15 protein-coding genes and 1 rRNA gene are annotated in these 15,320 nt (G+C 71.6%); 7 read left to right on the forward strand and 9 right to left on the reverse strand.

Annotated elements, in window-relative coordinates:
- Both rrf and ACIPUC_RS24905 read left to right on the forward strand, forming a co-directional pair.
- Window positions 1-97, forward strand: a 5S ribosomal RNA gene (gene rrf / locus ACIPUC_RS24900); the annotation flags it as partial.
- Window positions 98-184: 87 nt separating this feature from the next.
- The gene (locus ACIPUC_RS24905; protein WP_446592288.1) at window positions 185-739 is read left to right on the forward strand and encodes a GNAT family N-acetyltransferase; all 555 of its coding nucleotides are present in this window, start codon (window positions 185-187) and stop codon (window positions 737-739) included.
- Here ACIPUC_RS24905 and ACIPUC_RS24910 read toward each other — a convergent pair whose 3' ends face one another.
- The 6 genes from ACIPUC_RS24910 to ACIPUC_RS24935 all read right to left on the reverse strand — a co-directional run bounded on the left by ACIPUC_RS24910 (window position 740) and on the right by ACIPUC_RS24935 (window position 7,757).
- Complete coding sequence (locus ACIPUC_RS24910; protein ID WP_446592289.1) at window positions 740-2,227, reverse strand: type VI secretion protein; 1,488 nt, start codon at window positions 2,225-2,227, stop codon at window positions 740-742.
- Window positions 2,228-2,229: 2 nt separating this feature from the next.
- Window positions 2,230-3,651 (reverse strand): ATP-binding protein, encoded by a 1,422-nt coding sequence (locus ACIPUC_RS24915; RefSeq protein ID WP_446592290.1) that lies wholly within the window; start codon window positions 3,649-3,651, stop codon window positions 2,230-2,232.
- Between the two features lie 19 nt (window positions 3,652-3,670).
- Window positions 3,671-5,233: an SCO6880 family protein gene (locus tag ACIPUC_RS24920; protein ID WP_446592291.1), complete on the reverse strand. Its 1,563-nt coding sequence runs from the start codon at window positions 5,231-5,233 to the stop codon at window positions 3,671-3,673.
- Window positions 5,230-6,555, reverse strand: coding sequence for a hypothetical protein (locus ACIPUC_RS24925; protein WP_446592293.1), 1,326 nt, complete (start codon window positions 6,553-6,555; stop codon window positions 5,230-5,232). The genes ACIPUC_RS24920 and ACIPUC_RS24925 overlap by 4 nt, the downstream gene beginning before the upstream one ends.
- Window positions 6,545-7,351, reverse strand: coding sequence for a hypothetical protein (locus ACIPUC_RS24930; protein WP_446592295.1), 807 nt, complete (start codon window positions 7,349-7,351; stop codon window positions 6,545-6,547). Before ACIPUC_RS24930 ends, ACIPUC_RS24925 begins: the two co-directional genes overlap by 11 nt.
- A 97-nt stretch (window positions 7,352-7,448) precedes the next feature.
- Window positions 7,449-7,757, reverse strand: a complete 309-nt coding sequence (locus ACIPUC_RS24935) for a hypothetical protein (RefSeq protein WP_008742356.1) — start codon at window positions 7,755-7,757, stop codon at window positions 7,449-7,451.
- Between the two features lie 536 nt (window positions 7,758-8,293).
- Here ACIPUC_RS24935 and ACIPUC_RS24940 point away from each other — a divergent pair.
- Window positions 8,294-9,451 carry an alpha/beta fold hydrolase gene (locus ACIPUC_RS24940; protein ID WP_446592297.1) on the forward strand — a complete coding sequence of 386 codons (1,158 nt, stop codon included), beginning with the start codon at window positions 8,294-8,296 and terminating at the stop codon, window positions 9,449-9,451.
- Window positions 9,452-9,878: 427 nt separating this feature from the next.
- On the opposite strand, the gene ACIPUC_RS24945 is transcribed toward ACIPUC_RS24940, so the two are convergent.
- Both ACIPUC_RS24945 and ACIPUC_RS24950 read right to left on the reverse strand, forming a co-directional pair.
- Window positions 9,879-10,706 (reverse strand): pentapeptide repeat-containing protein, encoded by an 828-nt coding sequence (locus ACIPUC_RS24945; RefSeq protein WP_446592298.1) that lies wholly within the window; start codon window positions 10,704-10,706, stop codon window positions 9,879-9,881.
- 2 nt (window positions 10,707-10,708) lie between these two features.
- Window positions 10,709-11,203, reverse strand: a complete 495-nt coding sequence (locus ACIPUC_RS24950) for a GNAT family N-acetyltransferase (protein WP_446592300.1) — start codon at window positions 11,201-11,203, stop codon at window positions 10,709-10,711.
- Between the two features lie 63 nt (window positions 11,204-11,266).
- Here ACIPUC_RS24950 and ACIPUC_RS24955 point away from each other — a divergent pair, with 63 nt between their 5' ends.
- The 4 genes from ACIPUC_RS24955 (at window position 11,267) to ACIPUC_RS24970 (ending at window position 14,949) form a co-directional block, all read left to right on the forward strand.
- Window positions 11,267-11,875, forward strand: a complete 609-nt coding sequence (locus ACIPUC_RS24955) for a LysE family translocator (protein WP_446592301.1) — start codon at window positions 11,267-11,269, stop codon at window positions 11,873-11,875.
- A 73-nt stretch (window positions 11,876-11,948) separates the two neighbouring features.
- Complete coding sequence (locus ACIPUC_RS24960) at window positions 11,949-12,743, forward strand: thioesterase family protein (RefSeq protein ID WP_446592302.1); 795 nt, start codon at window positions 11,949-11,951, stop codon at window positions 12,741-12,743.
- 250 nt (window positions 12,744-12,993) lie between these two features.
- Window positions 12,994-14,004: a C40 family peptidase gene (locus tag ACIPUC_RS24965; protein WP_446592659.1), complete on the forward strand. Its 1,011-nt coding sequence runs from the start codon at window positions 12,994-12,996 to the stop codon at window positions 14,002-14,004.
- Window positions 14,005-14,208: 204 nt separating this feature from the next.
- The gene (locus tag ACIPUC_RS24970) at window positions 14,209-14,949 is read left to right on the forward strand and encodes a phosphatase PAP2 family protein (protein ID WP_446592304.1); all 741 of its coding nucleotides are present in this window, start codon (window positions 14,209-14,211) and stop codon (window positions 14,947-14,949) included.
- A 122-nt stretch (window positions 14,950-15,071) separates the two neighbouring features.
- Here the strand turns inward: ACIPUC_RS24970 and ACIPUC_RS24975 are convergent, their stop codons facing one another.
- Window positions 15,072-15,290, reverse strand: coding sequence for a hypothetical protein (locus tag ACIPUC_RS24975; protein WP_446592306.1), 219 nt, complete (start codon window positions 15,288-15,290; stop codon window positions 15,072-15,074).
- Window positions 15,291-15,320 lie beyond the last annotated feature (30 nt).

Below are 15,320 nucleotides of genomic sequence, written 5' to 3' on the forward strand. Positions count from 1 at the left end.
GGAAACGCCCGGTTACATTCCGAACCCGGAAGCTAAGCCTTTCAGCGCCGATGGTACTGCAGGGGGGACCCTGTGGGAGAGTAGGACGCCGCCGAACAATCATTGCGGAAGCCCCGCACCAAACCCTCCGGGGTTCGGTGCGGGGCTTTTCTGCGTTTCCGGGTCGGTATTAGGATCTTCGATCATGGATCAATACGTGGTGCGTCCGGTGCGCGGCGACGAGTGGATGAAGGTCAAGGAGCTGCGGATCACCGCGCTGAACGACCCCGCGGCGCCGCTGGCTTTCCTGGAGACCGTGGCGCAGGCCGAGGCCAGGCCCGATGAGCACTGGCAGGCCCGGGCCGCGGGGGCTTCGCACGGGCGGGCGGCGCGGCAGTTCGTTGCCGAGGGGGTCGGGGGTGCGTGGGCCGGGTCGGTGACGGTGCTCGTCGAGGAAGCAGGGACCACGGACATCTTCGAGCAGGTCATCGAGCGGCCCCAGGGGCATCTCGTCGGCGTGTTCGTACGGCCCGAGCAGCGCGGGACAGGGCTGACCGAGGCGCTGTTCGCGGCCGCGCTGGACTGGGCCTGGTCGTTGGACGAGCCGGCGCTGGAGTGCGTACGGCTCTTCGTGCACGAGGACAACGCGCGGGCCGCGGCCTTTTATCGGCGGTTCGGGTTCGAGGCGAGTGGGAAGGTCGTGCCCGTGCCAGGGAACGCGGGGGCGAAGGAAATGGAGTACGTGTTTCCGAGGATTTGATCAGGCTTGGGGGAGGAGCGCTTCCGGCCAGCGGGAGCGGGCCTGCTCGCGGCTGCGGCACAGGGCGAGGAGGGGGAGCGTCTCGTCCGTCAGCAGGTCCGGGAGCTGGGGGATCGGGGCGACCGCCGCGATGTCGTCGAGGATCAGCGCGAGTGGTGGGTCGAGCCGACCGTGGGATGACCGTGCGGCCATGCGGCGGCCGTGCTCGACCACGTCAGCGGCGAGTGCGGTGAGCAGAGGCATCGCACCCGGGTGGGTGCGGGGGTCTTCCAGCGGTTCGCCCACCATGTAGAGGGTGCCCCCTTCGGTGACGAACGAAGCCAGCGTGAGGGAATCGGTTCGGTTCGGGTTGCAGGCCTCGCGGATGTGGATCGAGGTCAGGCAGGAGAGGGACCGGGCCGTCAGGTGCTGGGCCAGCTCACGGCGTTCGGGGTGCGCGGTGAGGGCGCTCTCCAGCTCGCCGGCGGCGCCGGGGGCGGCCTGGGGGTGTGTGCGCAGGATGCGGACCGGGTCTTGGGCATTGTTGCCCTGGGTCCAGCGGTGGAGCTGCTTGAAGGGGCGGTCGTCGAGGGCGGCCGCCTGGAGCCAGCTGCGCAGGAGCGTTTCGGCCGTGTCGGCGACCGCGGCGTCCATGCGGGCCTGGGGGCGTACGGGGGCCAGCAGGGCGATGGCGCGGGCGGCGGCGGTCTCGCGGTCGGCGCAGCCCTCGGCCGGGTTCCAGTGCATGCGGGCCGGGGTGTCGCACAGGTGCTGGGGGTCGTAGAGGAGGACCGGGCCGAGTTTGGCGCGGGCGTCCTTGGTATCGGCCCAGAGGGTGGGCGAGGAGGTCACGATCAGGGCCGCGCCTTCTGCCTCGCGGATGCGGTGTGCTGCCGCGCGGAGCCGGTCGTTGGGGCCGCCGTACGCGAGGCGGGCCTGCGGGGCCGTGGTGGGGGCGATCGGCGGGGCGCCGTTGCCGGGGCTCCGGCCCGGGTCCCGCGCCTCGAACGCCGGCGGTGCTGGATGTGCCGAGGCCGGGGCCGGGGCAGCGGCCGGGACGTGGGGCTGGAGGTGGTGCTCGGGTGCCGGTGCCGGTGCTGCGGGTTCGTACGGTACGGGGGCCTGTGCGGCAGCCCGTCTGGCCAGGGCGCGGCGGGATTTGGTGCGGGCGATCACGCCGATGGCGAAGACGGTGAGGACGAACAGCACCAGGAGCTGGCTGAGGAACAGGCCCCAGAACAGGCCCCAGCCGGAGAGGGCCGCGGGGTCGGTGTCGGGCCAGGCGCCCGGGACGTCGTGCGGTTGCGCTATCAGGGCGCGGACGGCCTCCGGGGTGCGCGTGAACGTGACGGTGTCCGGCCAGGCGCCCTTGGCGAAGAACGCGGCGAGGCCGGTGGCCGACCAGACCAGGACGGCGAGGCCGAGGAGGAAGGCCAGCAGGCCGATCAGCAGGCCGTCCGGGATGCCCCCGGCGCGGGCGGGGGGCTCCGTACGCCGTGCGTCGTGCATGGTCAGGCCACCGTGGTCGCGGAACCCGGGCCGCCGTTGCCCCGGCGGCGTTCGATGGACAGGGCGCGTTCCTCCGCCTCGATTTCGGCGGCGAGCATGTCGTCGTGGAGCCGGTCGGGGGCGGAGGACTCGGTCATGGCGCGGTCGGTGTAGACGAGGGGGCGTTCGGCCTCGGTGATCAGGTGTTTGACCACCTGCACGTTGCCGTTGACGTCCCAGACGGCGATGCCCGGGGTGAGGGTCGGGATGATTTCCACCGCCCAGCGGGGGAGTCCCAGGACCAGGCCGGTGGCGCGGGCTTCGTCCGCTTTCTGGGCGTAGATCGTGCGGGTGGAGGCCATCTTCAGGATGGCCGCGGCTTCGCGTGCGGCCGCGCCGTCGACGACGTCGGAGAGGTGGTGGACGACGGCGACGAAGGACAGGCCGAGGCGGCGGCCGAACTTCAGGAGGCGCTGGAACAGCTGGGCGACGAAGGGGCTGTTGATGATGTGCCAGGCCTCTTCGACCAGGAAGATGCGCTTCTTGCGGTCCGGCCGGATCCAGGTGTGCTCCAGCCAGACGCCGACGATCGCCATGAGGATCGGCATCGCGATGGAGTTGCGGTCGATGTGGGAGAGGTCGAAGACGATCAGCGGCGCGTCGAGGTCGATGCCGACGGTGGTCGGGCCGTCGAACATGCCGCGGAGGTCGCCGTCGACGAGGCGGTCGAGGACGAGCGCGACGTCGAGGCCCCAGGCGCGGACATCGTCTATGTCGACGTTCATGGCGAGCGCCGATTCGGCTTCGGGGTGGCGCAGTTGCTCGACGATGTCGGTGAGGACGGGCTGGCGGTCGCGGATGGTGTCGACGACGTAGGCGTGCGCGACCTTGAGGGCGAAGCCTGCGCGCTCGTCGAGGCCGTGGCCCATCGCCACCTCGATGATGGTGCGGAGCAGGGCGAGCTGGCCGGTCGTGGTGATGGCCGGGTCGAGGGGGTTGAGGCGGATCCCGTCGTCGTTGGCGGCGATGGGGTCCAGGCGGATGGGGGTTATCCCCAGCTGCTGGGCGATGAGGTTCCATTCGCCGACGCCGTCTTCGCCCTGGGCGTCGAGGACGACGACCTGGCGGTCCTTGAAGCGGAGCTGGCGCAGGACGTACGTCTTCTCGAGGGCGGATTTGCCGTTGCCGGATTCGCCGAGGACCAGCCAGTGGGGAGCGGGCAGCTGCTGGCCGTACAGCTGGAAGGGGTCGTAGATGTAGCCCTTGCCGCTGTAGACCTCGCGTCCGATGATCACTCCGGAGTCGCCGAGTCCGGGGGCGGCGGTGGGAAGGTAGACGGCTTGCGCCTGCCCGGTGGAGGTGCGTACGGGCAGGCGGGTGGTCTCGACCTTGCCGAAGAGGAAGCTGGTGAAGGCGTCCGTCAGCGCGGACATGGGATCTCGCATGGGCGGCACTTCCCTCCAGCTAGCGTCGGATGCCGGTGGCGAACGGCAAGGTGTTGACGAAGGCGCGGTGGTGCTCGCGGTCGCACCATTCGAGTTTGAGGTAGGACTTGCCGGCGGAGGCGCGGATGGTGCGCTTGTCGCGGGCGAGGGCTTCGGGTGATCGCGAGGACACCGTGATGTACCCGACGAGGTTGACCCCGGCAGCTCCGCTGGCGAGATCTTCACCCCTCTGGTCGAGCCGGCCGTGTGCGGCGATGTCGCGGGGGTCGACGGTGCGGTTCATCTTGGCGGCGCGGCTCGCGTCGGCCTCGTCGTTCGTCTTCTCCGTCAGCATCCGCTCGATGGCGATCTCGGTGGGTTCCAGGTCCATGGTGACGGCGACCGTGCGGATGACGTCGGGGGTGTGGACGAGGAGGGGGGCGAGGAAGTTGACGCCGACGGGGGTCATGGGCCATTCCTTCACCCACGCGGTGGCGTGGCACCAGGGGGCGCGGGTGGAGGATTCGCGGGTCTTGGCCTGGAGGTAGGTGGGTTCGACCGCGTCGAGTTCGGCGGGCCAGGCGTTGCGCTTGGTCATGGCCTGGATGTGGTCGATGGGGTGGTCGGGGTCGTACATGGAGTGCACGAGGGAGGCGAGGCGGCCCTGGCCGAGGGGCTGGCGGACGCGGATGTCGGCTTCGGCGAGGCGGGCGCAGATGTCGGTCAGCTCGCGGGCCATGACGATGGCGAGGCCGGCGTCGCGGTTGAGCTTGCGGCCCTTGTGGGGAGTGGCGGCGCGGGCGATGGTGTGGGCCTCGGCGGCGAGTTCGCGGGTGTAGTGCATGCACGCGACGAGGTAGGCGCGGTGCTGCTCGGAGGAGGTGGACACCATCGACTGGAGCTGGTCGTACGAGTCGCGCAGCCAGCCGGGGGCCTGGGTGTCGCCGCGCAGGGCGACGTCCTTGGCGTGCGCGTCGGGGTCGGCGGGCAGCGTACGGGCGAGCATCTGGAGGCGGGTGACGAAGCCGTCGCCGTTGGCCACGTGCTTGAGGAGGGTGCCGAAGCGGTCGACGAGGGCCTCTTGGTCCTCGCTGTCGCGCAGGCCGACGCCGGGGCCCTCGATCTCGATGGCGGCGGTGACGGTTCTGCGGTCCGCGTGGAGGAGTACGGCGATCTCGTCGGGGCCGAAGGGGGCGGCGAGCCAGTTGATGCGTCCGATGCCGGGGGGTGGGCCGACCTCGACCTCGCGGCCGTCGGCGCCGCGGACGCCGGCTTCCATGGCGCCCGAGCGGTAGGTCGTACCGCGTCGCAGGGTGCGCTTGTAGCTGCGGCTGATCTCGAACCAGCGGTAGAAGGTGCGGCCCTTGTACGGGACGTACACGGCGGCGAGCGCGAGCATGGGGAAGCCGGCGAGGCTGACGATGCGCAGGGTGAGGTCGGGGACGAGCAGTCCGCTCATCATGCCGAAGAACGCCCCGGCGATGATCAGGGCGATCTCGCCGGTCTCGCGGTTCTTGCCGACGATCGCGTTCGGCCGGGCCCGGCCGATGAGATACGTGCGGCGGGGCGCGACCGGGTGCATCTGGTGGGACTGGGTCGTCAACGCCCGTCACCTCCTGTGTTCCTCGTACTCGAACTCGTGCTCGTGCGGGGCGGGGGTGCGGCGGAGGGGACAGATCCGCCGCCGGACCCGCCGCCGGAGGTGGGGCGGCTGCTGTGGGCGGCCACGCCTCCGGAGATGGGGTTGGCGGGGCGGGGCGTGCTGCCGCCGCCGTCGCCTCCGCGGTGGGCGCCGCGGCTGCTGTGGGTCTTGATGCCCTGTGAGACGAGGGAGGCGGGGGAGCTGATGACGGCGGCTGCCTGGGCGCCGTCGGTGGCCTTGCTGCGGTTGGAGCGGGCGGAGACGATCTCGTCGCCGAAGCCGGGTACGAAGCGGTAGATCATCGCGGAGGCGAAGATCGCCAGGAGGATGATCGCGAGGCCGGTGACGACGGCGGAGAAGGCGTCGGGGCCCTTTTCGCCGGCCAGGGCTCCGGCGAGGCCGAGGACGATGACGATGACCGGCTTCACGAGGATGACGGCGATCATGATGCCCGCCCAGCGGCGGACGTGGCCCCAGAGGTTCCGGTCGACGAGGCCCGCGTAGACGACGACGCCGAGGAGGGCGCCGACGTAGAGGAGGGCGGCCCGGATGAACAGCTCGAGGAAGAGGATGCCGGCGGCGAGGACGGTGACGAGGGCGACCACGATCAGCATGATCGGGCCGCCGCCGATGTCGTCGCCCTTCTTGAGGGCTTCGGCGAAGGAGCCGAAGAAGACGTCGGTCTGGCCGCCGGTGGCGGAGGCGATGACCTCGGTGACGCCGTCGGTGGCGGAGACGATCGTGTAGAGGATCAGGGGGGTGAAGGCGGAGGCGAGGACGGTGAGCCAGAGGAAGCCGATCGCCTCGGACAGGGCGGTGGTGAGGGGGACGCCGCGGACGGCTCGCTTGGCTACGGCGAAGAGCCAGAGGACGAGGGTCAGGATGGTGGAGGCGGCGAAGACGACGGCGTACTGCTTGAGGAAGGTGGGGTTGGTGAAGTCGACGTTGGCCGTGGCGTTGACCGCTTCGCTGAGCTTGCCGACGATCCAGGCGGCGGCGTCGGCGCAGCCCTTGGCCAGGGAGGCGAGGGGGTTGAGGGCGTCGGCCGGGTCGCTGGGTGCCAGGCCCGTGCGGGGGGCCTGGCCGGAGCCCCGGTCGCAGTACTCCCGGGCCGGCCCGGCGATCAGGGAGCACGGGTCGTTGCTCGTGCTCGGCGCCGGAGTGGGCGTAGGAGTCGGGGTCGGGGCGGCCGCGGCACGCGTGGCCACGAGAATGACCGCGGTCTGGATGACCGCGGCGGTGGCGCCGATCCTTCGGAGCGGGAGCCGGTGACTACCGGGCATAAGTGAACCCTCCGAATTCGGTGACCGCGCTGCCGATCTCGTCGGAGGTGGATACGGGGTTGTCGCCGGTGACCGGGGTGGGGCCGTCCTTCTGCGAGGATTCGACGACCTTCCAGTCGGAGCCGTTCCACTTGAGCGTCAGCGAGATCGTGAACCAGCCGCTGGTGACGGGACGAGTGGACTTTTCGCCGGTCAGGCCGAACATGCCGATGCACCACACGTCGACCGACGCGGCGCCACCTGCGAAGTTCTTCACCTTGGTCCCGGCCGGAACCGTCCGGTTGACGAAGGTGGCGCCCGCCGGCGCCAGTCCGTCCTTTGTCAGGCCGATCTGGGAGAGCAGGCCGGCCGAGTAGTCGGCGTCGAATCCCGCCTGCAGCTTCGTCCGGCTGCTTTCGTCCGCGACCGCGTCGACGATGGCGTGCCGGCGAGCCGGGTTGAACATGCCGTCAGAACCCAGTGCCACCGCGTAGTTGGCGGCGGCGGACTGGGCGCCCTGCTGGTCCTGGGCGAAGCCCGACGCCACGCCGCCGTTCTTGCCCGTGACCGGGGTCGTGCCCGTGGGGGTCGTGGAGGAGGACGACGGGGCGTTGTCCGTCGGGGGGGAGGTCGGGGTGTCCGGGCCCTGGTTCGCGAACGCGATGGCCGCGATCAGGAGGACGACCACGCCGACGACCGTGATCAGGCTGCGGGGGGTGCGCGGGGTGCGGCGGGTGGGGCCGTACGGGTCGGCGGGGGAGTCCGGGAGGCGGGTACGGGTTTGGCCCGTGCCGCCGTACTGGTCCTCGCTGCTCATTCCGTTTCGGCCCCCTCCGCGTCGTACGACGGTAGTGCTGGTTCGCGCGTAGGCGCGGTGTGGTGATTCCTGATCAGGTACGGCCGAGGTGGCCCGGCTAGACGGCCATTCCGTAGACGATGGTGAAGAGGGTGCCCAGGGAGCCGATGATGAAGACGCCCGTGAGGCCGGCCACGATCAGGCCCTTGCCCTGTTCCGCGCTGAACGTGTCGCGCAGGGCGGTCGCGCCGATGCGCTGCTTGGCCGCGCCCCAGATGGCGATGCCGAGGCAGAGGAGGATCGCTACGGCCATGACCACTTCGATCATGACCTTCGCTTCGTTGCCGAGACTGCCGAACGGCCCCCAGTTCGGGGCGATTCCGCCGATGATGGTGGTGATGTCGCCCTTTTCGGCTGCCAGGATCATGTAACTCACCGCCCCTGTATGGGTAGTTCCGGAAGCCCGTGCCCGACGGCAGGGGTCACGCACTATCTTCGCTGATGAAACCGCCGCCGTCGTCGACTTGACGGCTCTCTTTACCCGATCTCCCGGCCCGCTTCCCGCCTCTGTGCTCTGACCTGCGCAGGTGCGGTGTGTATGCGAAAGAACGTATGGTCACTCTGTGTATCACGGGGGGTGACGCCGGGCAATGATTGCCGTCCCGCCGTGCGGGGGGTGAGTGGAGGGGCCGCCGTTCGGCGCAGTGGTTCGCGTGTCGTTGGACCGTGTCGGTGAGTTTTGTCCGACATTTCGTCAGTCTTTCAGGGCGTGCGGGGTGTTGCGGCGCTCGAGGGCGGGCCGACACCGGCGGGCATGGAGCGGGGACTCGCGTACGAGGAAGAGCTCGTCGGCGGTGTGCGGCACTGCCGGATCCGGCGGGGGTTGGGGCCGGCGGTGCCGCACGCGCATGTGCTGGATCGGTATGAGCGGGCGTTGTCAGTGGGGTGGGGCACGCTGGGGGCATGACGACGACTCCGTGGAGCCTTGCCGATGTGGAGGCGGCCATCCGGGCTGGATGGTCGGCCGAGACCTGCTCGCCGGACGATGTGGAGCGGGCGCCCTGGACCGCCGACAACCCGGCCTGGGGGCACTGCGACATCACGGCGCTGGTGGTGCAGGACATAGTCGGCGGCGAGCTGATGGTCGGCGAGGTCTGGCTGGACGGGGAGCAGCACGGGTTCCACTGCTGGAACGTGATGCCCGGGGGGATACAGGTCGATCTGACGCGGGAGCAGTTCCGGCGCGGGCAGACGGTGACGCCGGGGCGGTTGATGGGGAAGCGGCCGGGCGGGCGGCTGCCGAGGCGCTGGGAGGAGTACCAGCTGCTGCGCCGGCGGGTCATAGACAAGCTGGGGCCGTTGCCGGGGGCGGTGCGGATGCCGGACGGGCGGCGGCTGGCCTATACGGACTTCGGCGGTCCGGGGGCGCCGCTGCTCGCGCTGCACGGGCACTTCCAGGACGGCAGCAGCTTCGGGGACCTGGCGCGGGAGGTGGGTCCGCGGTGGCGGGTGATCGCGCTCGACCAGCGGGGGCACGGGGAGTCGGACCGGGCCGAGGCGTATACGCGCGAGGGGTACGTGGCGGATGCGGCGGCGGTTCTGGAGCACCTGGGGCTGGGGCCCGCGGTGGTGGTGGGGCACTCGCTGGGCGGGGTCAACGCGTATCAGCTCGCGGCGCGGCGGCCGGATCTGGTGCGGGCGGTGGTGGTCGAGGACGTCGGGGCGGTCGTCGACGACGACCTGTCGTACGCGCGGGAGTGGCCGCGGCGGGCGGCCACCGCGGCCGGGTTCCTCGCGGGGGTGGGGAGTGCGGCGCCGTACCTGGCGGGGGCCTTGCGGGAGTACGCGGACGGGTGGGGGACCGCGTGTGTCGTGGAGGACGTGGTGGAGTCGCAGCGGAGGCTGAACGGGGACCACTGGGGGGACTGGCTGGCGGTGCGGCGGCCGACGCTGCTGGTGCGGGGGGATCGGAGCGGGGTGCTGTCGGGGGAGCACGCGCGGGAGATGACCGTGCGGAGGGCGGGGGTGCGGTTGGTTGAGCTGCCGGCCGGGCACTGCGTGCGGCTGGGGGATGCAGTGGGATTTTATACCGCCGTGCGGGGGTTCTTGGCCCGGGTGTAGCCGGCCCGCCGCGGCCGTCGCGGGTGCGGCGCCGTTGCGGGGGCTCCGCCCCCGGGCCCCCGCGCCTCAAACGCCGGCGGGGCTGGAAAGACCTGGGGCTCCGCCCCCGGGCCCCCGCGCCTCAAACGCCGGCAGGGCTGGAAAGACCTGGGGCTCCGCCCCAGACCCCGCGCCTCAAACGCCGGCGGGGCTGGGATCGCCGGGCGGGCTTGGGGTGTGCGGCTGGTGCTGGGCTGGGCCGGAGGGGCTGCGGGACAGGAGTGGGCCGACGCGGCTGGGATGGGCCGCGGGACTGGAGTGGGCCGGCGGGGCTGGAATGGCCGGGCGGGCCCGGGGTGTGCGGCTGGGGCTGGGATGGGCCGGGGGCTGGAGTGGACCGGCGGGGCTGGATGGCCGGGCGGGGCCGGGATGGAGTGGCGGTGGGGGGTTAGGTCCAGTGGGTGGGGTGGGTGAGGTGTGGGGGGATGCGGGTGGTGGGGGTGCCTTGGGCTGCGTTGAGTTGGGGTTGGGTGAGGAAGAGGGCGTGGCGGAGGTCTGCGTCGCGGAGGTTGGCGTCGCGGAAGTCCGCGCCTATGAGGTCGGCCGTGCGGAGGTCGGCGCGGCTGAGGTCGGCGGCGATCAGGTAGGCGCCGCGGAGGTTCGCGCCGCGCAGGTCCGCGCCGGAGAGGCGGGCGCCCATCAGGTCGGCTCCGCGGTGGTTCTTCTTGCGGCCCGGCACCTTGGCCCGTACGAGCTCGCTGGTCTTCAGGAGCAGGGTGTTGATCTTCTGGCGGAGGGCGCCGACGTCCAGGTCCGCGAGGGTGGCCGCGTCCGCGCGGGTGCACTCCTCGGTTTCCGCGAGTGCCTCGCGGAGCTGGGGGTGGAGAGGGGCGGCGGGCGGGAGGGTGAGGGCCTCGGCCACGTAGAAGAGCAGCTCGTGCAGCTGCCGCATCACCGGGAAGACGTCGAACATCTGCGCCCGGGTCTCGGGGTGGGTCCGCCAGTCCCGGCCGTCGAAGGTGACCTGGGACACCTGCTGGCCCGCCCCGAAGCAGTCGAAGACCGTGCAGCCCTGGAAGCCCGTATCGCGCAGCCGGGTGTGGATCGAGCAGCGGAAGTCGTCCCGGAGGTTCTTGCACGGGGTTCCGGCGGGCTTGTTCACGGCGAAGTCGTTGGACTTGGCGAAGGGGAGGGCGACGCAGCACAGCGCGAAGCAGTTCGCGCAGTCGGCTTGGAGCACGGGGAGGACGGGGAGACGCGTGGACACGTGTTCCATTGTTACCGGTCGGGCGGCGTGAGTCGCATCTGGACGGCGGTCCACGGGACGCCGTCGACCTCCTCGACGCCCGCGAGGCGCTCGACGGTGCGGAAGCCGAGCGTTTCGTAGATCTGCAGGGCCGCCGCGTTGTGGGCCCAGACGCCGAGGCTGATCTCGGGCAGGGCCAGCTCGCCGAAGCACAGGTCGACGGCCCGGGAGACGAGGGCTCTGCCGAGACCCTGGTCGCGGGCCTCCGGGGCGATCAGTACCCGGCCGAGGCGGGTGCCGGAGACGGAGACGTGTCCGACGCGGTGGTTGCCGGCGGACACGGCGGTCCAGATGCGGCGCTCGGGTTCGGCGGCGTAGGCGGCGAGCTGCGCGTCGTCCAGGGGCCAGGAGAAGGACGGGCCTGCCCAGGTGATCAGCTCGGCGCGGGTCGTCACCCACCTGCGCAGCAGCGGTGCGTCCTCCGCGGGCTGGTAGGGGAGCAGGGAGAGGAGCTGCGGCGAGGTCATTTCTCAAGTATGCGGAGAGCGCACGGGGTTGATCCGGGAAGGGCCGGCGGTGAGCATCGGGCCATGACAGAAGTGATCGCAGTCGCCGTTATCACCCTGCTCGCCGTGATCAGTCCCGGCGCGGATTTCGCCATGGTGGTCCGCAACAGCTACCTGTACGGGCGGCCCACCGGGCTGTTCGCCGCCGCCGGGGTCGCGGCCGGCGTCCTGGTCCACGTCTCCTACACGATGCTCGGGGTCGGTCTGCTGATCGCCTCCTCCACCACCCTGTTCACCGTGATCAAGCTGGCGGGCGCGGCCTATCTGGTGTGGATCGGGATACGCACGTTCCGGGCGCGGGCCGAGGTGGTCGTGGATCTGGAGTCCAAGCCGCAGTTGACCCGGCTCGGGGCGATGCGGTCGGGGTTCCTGACCAATGTGCTCAACCCGAAGACGACGCTGTTCGTGGTGTCGACCTTCACCCAGGTGGTCAACCCGGGCACCCCGGTGTGGCAGCAGGCCGGCTACGGGCTGTTCATGTCGGCCGCGCACCTGGGCTGGTTCGGGGCGGTGGCGCTGTTCTTCTCCAACTCCCGGCTGCGGGACCGGATGCTGAAGGCGCAGAAGGCGCTGAACCGGGCCATCGGGTCGGTGCTGGTGGGGCTGGGAGTGGGGTTGGGATTCGCCCGGTGATCGTCCGCTGATGGCTGACCGGTGATCAGGCAAGGGGTGGTGGTGCCGGTTACCTGTCGGTAGCGTTGGACTCATGGGTGCTGCGGAGGGGTTCTTCGAGCGGGTCGACGACGGCCGGTTCCTGGCCACGGAGTACACGCGCGGGCCGTGGGACCCGGGCTCGCAGCACGCCGGTCCGCCGGCCGCCCTGCTCGGGCGGGCCGTCGAGGAGCGGCCGGGCGCCCGCGCCGACATGCGGGTGGCCCGGATCACGTACGAGATCCTGCGGCCGGTGCCGATCGGCGCGCTGGAGATCACCACCAGCGTGCTCCGGGCGGGCCGCGGTACCGAGGTGGTCGAGGCCTCCCTCACCCCGGCGGGTGCGGCGGCGCCGGTGATGGTGGCGCGGGCCCTGCGCATCCGGGTGGCCGAGGAGGCGGTGCCGGCCGTGGCGCCGGGTCCGCAGCTGCCGCCGCCCGGGGAGGCCGAGGCGGTGCCGTTCTTCCCGGTGCCGTGGGAGACCGGCTACCACACGGCCATGGAGGCCCGTTTCACCGAGGGCGCCTTCGTGGAGCTCGGCCCCGGCACCTGCTGGATGCGGATGCGGGTGCCGCTCGTCGCCGCGGAGGAGACCCGTCCACTGGACCGGGTGCTGGTCGCCGCCGACTCCGGCAACGGCATCAGCTCGGTTCTGGACTTCGCCCGGTTCGTCTTCGTCAACGGGGACCTGACGGTCCATCTGCACCGCCACCCCGTCGGCGAATGGGCCTGCGTGGAATCCCGTACGAGCGTGGACGCGGCCGGCATCGGGCTCGTCGACGCCCGGCTGCACGACGAGAAGGGCCCCATCGGGCGCAGCGCGCAGAGCCTGTTCGTCGCTCCGCGGTAGCCGGTGCGCCCGTCCGCCTCGTCCGCCTCGTCCGCCTCGTCCGCCTCCGTCCGCCGTCCGTCCGCCGGCCGCCCGTGCGCCGCCCGTGCGGACTGGACGGTGGACTGCGGTCGCGTCGAGGATGAGGCGGTGAGGTGCGCCCGCATCGCCTGTTCGGGTTTCCGAGTGGGGTAGTAGGACATGCGACACGGCCGAATCACACGTTGAAGTGACGGGAATGGGGGAGGGTTGACGGGTGCGCAGATTCTGGATGGCCGGTGGGATCGGGATCGGGCTGTGTCTGACCTTCGTGGCGCTGCTCGTCGTGGGGACGTACTCGGCCGCCGCTGGCCTGGTCGGGGCCGCCGGGGCGGGCGGCCGTGCCGTGGGCCTCGCGAAGGGGGCCGTGCCCGCCAAGTACCAGGCTCTGGTGGAGAAGTGGGGCAACCTGTGCCCCGCCATAACCCCGGCGCTGCTCGCCGCCCAGCTGTACTCGGAGAGCGGCTGGAACCCGAGTGCCGTCAGCCCGGCGGACGCGCGCGGCATCGCGCAGTTCATCCCGGGGACGTGGGCGGGCCACGGCATCGACGGTGACGGGGACGGGGACCGCGACATCTGGGACCCGAGCGACGCGATCCCCTCGGCGGCCTCGTACGACTGCGAGCTGGCCAAGGACGTGGCGGGCGTGCCCGGTGACGCGACGTCGAACATGCTGGCCGCCTACAACGCGGGGGCCTACGCGGTCATCAAGTACAGGGGCGTGCCGCCGTACAAGGAGACCCAGGGCTACGTGAAGACGATCACGACCCTCGCGAAGAGCTTCGCCCGGCCGGTCGGGCGCGTCGCGCCTTCGCAACAGGCCGCCGGGGCCATCTACTTCGCGCAGAAGCAGCTTGGCACGCCGTACCTGTGGGGCGGCAACGGAACGCCCGACCAGGGCGGGCGGTTCGACTGTTCGGGGCTGACCAAGGCCGCGTACGAGACGGTGGGGATCGAGCTGCCGCGCGTGGCGAACGACCAGTACAACGCCGGTCCGCATCCCTCTCGTGACCAACTGCTGCCCGGTGACCTCGTGTTCTTCTCCGATGATCTGACGAATTCCCGGGAGATTCGGCACGTCGGGCTCTACGTGGGCGGCGGCTACATGATCAACGCCCCGTACACCGGAGCCGTGATCCGCTTCGACAAGATCGACACGCCCGACTACTTCGGCGCGACGCGCGTGACGAAGGACGGTGCGGAGGCCCTTCCGGACCGTGCCGGAGCGAGCAAGTCGCCCTAGCCACGCTCCGTTAAGCCAAGGCCCTGAGCTGCGACGATGAGTCTCTCTTCGATAACGTTGGAGTGATCATTCGGTGGAGAGTGGAACGTAGTTGCCAGAACGGGCGTTCCATGGACACGGGGGTTGATCAAGCGGGGGGCGAAGGGGCGCACACCGGCGTGCGCCCGCAGGGGAACCACGGCAAGGGCAAGGGGCCGCATCACCATGGCTGGACTCACGACCGGTGGGCCGAATGTGGATGTCAGCCTGCTGTACGAGATCAACGGACTAGCCCTGCGCGCGCCGGACTGGGTGGACCGGTCGGTCGGCCTGGTCGGTGAGTACGGGATCCCGCTGGCCCTGGTGCTGCTGGTCCTGTGGTGCTGGCGCGGTGCCCGCCGCCAGGACGAGAGCACGGCCGTCGAGTCCTTCGCGGCCCTGGTGTGGGCCCCGCTGGCCGCCGGGCTGGCGCTGCTCGTGAACGCGCCGCTGCGTGAATTCGTGGGACGGCCGCGGCCGTTCCGGGAGAACGAAGGGCTCCAGGTGCTCGACACGGCCCCCGGGACGGGGTTCGGAGCCGAGCTCGCGGGCGCCGACTACTCCTTCGTCAGCGGCCACGCCACCCTCGCGATGGCCCTGGGCGTGGGCCTGTTCGTCGCCCACCGCAGGATCGGGCTCATCGGGATCGCGCTGGCCGTCGCCGAGGGCGTCTGCCGCGTGTACGCGGGCGTCCACTACCCCACGGACGTGATCGGCGGGTTCGCGCTCGGCACCGCCGTCGTCCTGGTGCTCGCGCCGCTCGCGATGGCGCTGCTGACCCCGGTGGTGCGTGCGGTGGCCGGCTCCCCGCGCCTGGGGCGCCTCGTACGGGCGAAGGGCGGGCTGCTGCCCCGGCCGGTCGGCCTGACGCAGACCCAGACCCCGCCGGCCGGCCAGCGCCCGCACGAGAGCGACCTCGCCGCCTAGGCAGGGACGAGGGCGAGGTCACGCCCCGTACGAGTCCCATACGGCGAGCAGCAGGGCCGCCACCAGGCACAGTCCCGCCGCGCCGAAGCACAAGCGCACCGCCGCCGGGCGGGCCCGGGGCGTCACCGGTCGCCGCCGTCGGCCTCGGCGTCGCGGCGGTAGCGGGAGCGCAGCCACACCCCGGTGGCTGCGGCCGCGGCGCTGGTGAGCCCGATGGCCAGGGCCACGTCGGCCGGGCCGTCCGCCGAGCCGACCGGCCGGGCCCAGGCCGCGGCGGCCGGGGTCAGCGAGAGGAGCAGGGCCCAGAGAAGGGCCGCGACGCGGGCTGCGGGTCCTGGCATGAGTCCAGGGCATCCGCTCCCGCGCGCCCC

It is taken from the genome of Streptomyces sp. LARHCF249, from assembly GCF_052871255.1.

Coding starts and splice junctions, on each gene's coding strand:
- ACIPUC_RS24905 (WP_446592288.1), top strand. CDS start 185: ATGGATCAATACGTGGTGCGTCCGGTGCGCGGCGACGAGTGGATGAAG.
- ACIPUC_RS24910 (WP_446592289.1), bottom strand. CDS start 2,227: ATGCACGACGCACGGCGTACGGAGCCCCCCGCCCGCGCCGGGGGCATC.
- ACIPUC_RS24915 (WP_446592290.1), bottom strand. CDS start 3,651: ATGCGAGATCCCATGTCCGCGCTGACGGACGCCTTCACCAGCTTCCTC.
- ACIPUC_RS24925 (WP_446592293.1), bottom strand. CDS start 6,555: ATGCCCGGTAGTCACCGGCTCCCGCTCCGAAGGATCGGCGCCACCGCC.
- ACIPUC_RS24930 (WP_446592295.1), bottom strand. CDS start 7,351: ATGAGCAGCGAGGACCAGTACGGCGGCACGGGCCAAACCCGTACCCGC.
- ACIPUC_RS24935 (WP_008742356.1), bottom strand. CDS start 7,757: ATGATCCTGGCAGCCGAAAAGGGCGACATCACCACCATCATCGGCGGA.
- ACIPUC_RS24940 (WP_446592297.1), top strand. CDS start 8,294: ATGACGACGACTCCGTGGAGCCTTGCCGATGTGGAGGCGGCCATCCGG.
- ACIPUC_RS24945 (WP_446592298.1), bottom strand. CDS start 10,706: ATGGAACACGTGTCCACGCGTCTCCCCGTCCTCCCCGTGCTCCAAGCC.
- ACIPUC_RS24950 (WP_446592300.1), bottom strand. CDS start 11,203: ATGACCTCGCCGCAGCTCCTCTCCCTGCTCCCCTACCAGCCCGCGGAG.
- ACIPUC_RS24955 (WP_446592301.1), top strand. CDS start 11,267: ATGACAGAAGTGATCGCAGTCGCCGTTATCACCCTGCTCGCCGTGATC.
- ACIPUC_RS24960 (WP_446592302.1), top strand. CDS start 11,949: ATGGGTGCTGCGGAGGGGTTCTTCGAGCGGGTCGACGACGGCCGGTTC.
- ACIPUC_RS24965 (WP_446592659.1), top strand. CDS start 12,994: ATGGCCGGTGGGATCGGGATCGGGCTGTGTCTGACCTTCGTGGCGCTG.
- ACIPUC_RS24970 (WP_446592304.1), top strand. CDS start 14,209: ATGGCTGGACTCACGACCGGTGGGCCGAATGTGGATGTCAGCCTGCTG.
- ACIPUC_RS24975 (WP_446592306.1), bottom strand. CDS start 15,290: ATGCCAGGACCCGCAGCCCGCGTCGCGGCCCTTCTCTGGGCCCTGCTC.